At 67.1% G+C, this 884-nt stretch carries 1 protein-coding gene and 1 pseudogene; one reads left to right on the plus strand and one right to left on the minus strand.

All coding sequences use genetic code 11. The features are described from left to right. Positions 1 to 292 (minus strand): annotated as a pseudogene (locus tag BIV01_RS12835) (polyphosphate kinase 2); the annotation flags it as partial. Between the two features lie 141 nt (positions 293 to 433). On the opposite strand from BIV01_RS12835, the gene BIV01_RS12840 reads away from it, so the two are divergent. Further along, a complete protein-coding gene (locus BIV01_RS12840) occupies positions 434 to 838 on the plus strand; it encodes a hypothetical protein (protein ID WP_070416883.1) in 405 nt (134 codons plus the stop codon). Positions 839 to 884: the final 46 nt, after the last annotated feature.

An 884-nucleotide genomic window follows, 5' to 3' on the forward strand; every position in this document is an offset into this window, starting at 1 on the left:
CCTTGCCCGCGGCGTCGCGACCCTCGAAGAGGACGACTGCCTTCTGCCCGGTGTCCTCGAGCCAGTACTGGCACTTCAGCAGCTCGATCTGCAGGTGGTACTTCTGGTACTCGTACTCCTCGCGGCCGAGGCGTTCGTCGTAGGGGTAGTCGTCGCGCCAGGTCAGGACCGGGTTGCCGTACGGGTCGATGAGGTCCGGGTCGGCGGTGTGCCCGTCGGCGACGCTGTAGCCCTCGGTCCGGAGCTGCTCGATGTACTCCCGGATGGGCTGCGAGTACTGGGCCTTGTCCACGGGTCCTCCTCGTCGGTGTGCTGCACCCCCATCCTGGCGTGCGCTTCCCGGCCGCGTCCGCAGGGACACCGGACAAACTTCCGTCAGGGCTGTACGTTCACAGTGAGGTCGCTGGACGCGATCGGGGCAGAAGGAGCAAGCATGTCAGGAACAACCCGGTCGGGACGTCCGACCACCGTCACCGTCTCGTTCATCATCTGGCTGATCGTGGTCCTCGCGAACATCATCAGCGGCATCGTCGTGCTCGTCGCGGGCGGCGGTGGCGCGGCCGCAGCGAACGCCGTCGGGACCGGGCCGGTGGTCGCTGGCGCGATCATCAGCTTCATCATCGCCATCGTCGAGCTCATCATCGTCTTCAAGATGCGCGACGGCCGCAACTGGGCGCGCATCGTCCTGCTCGTGCTCGCGATCCTGCAGGTCCTCAACGTCGGTGTCGGCGCGGCGTCCGGTTCGAACGCCTTCGGCTGGATCGGTGGCATCGCGGTCATCGTCGCGACCATCCTCATGTTCGTCGGTGGCGCGAACGGCTACTTCCGCCGTCGCTGACGACCGGAGTGCGGGTCGCGACGCGACCCGATGACGGACGGGAGGC

Origin of the sequence: Curtobacterium sp. MCBA15_013, assembly GCF_001865095.1 — a bacterium.
Taxonomy (GTDB): Bacteria; Actinomycetota; Actinomycetes; order Actinomycetales; family Microbacteriaceae; genus Curtobacterium.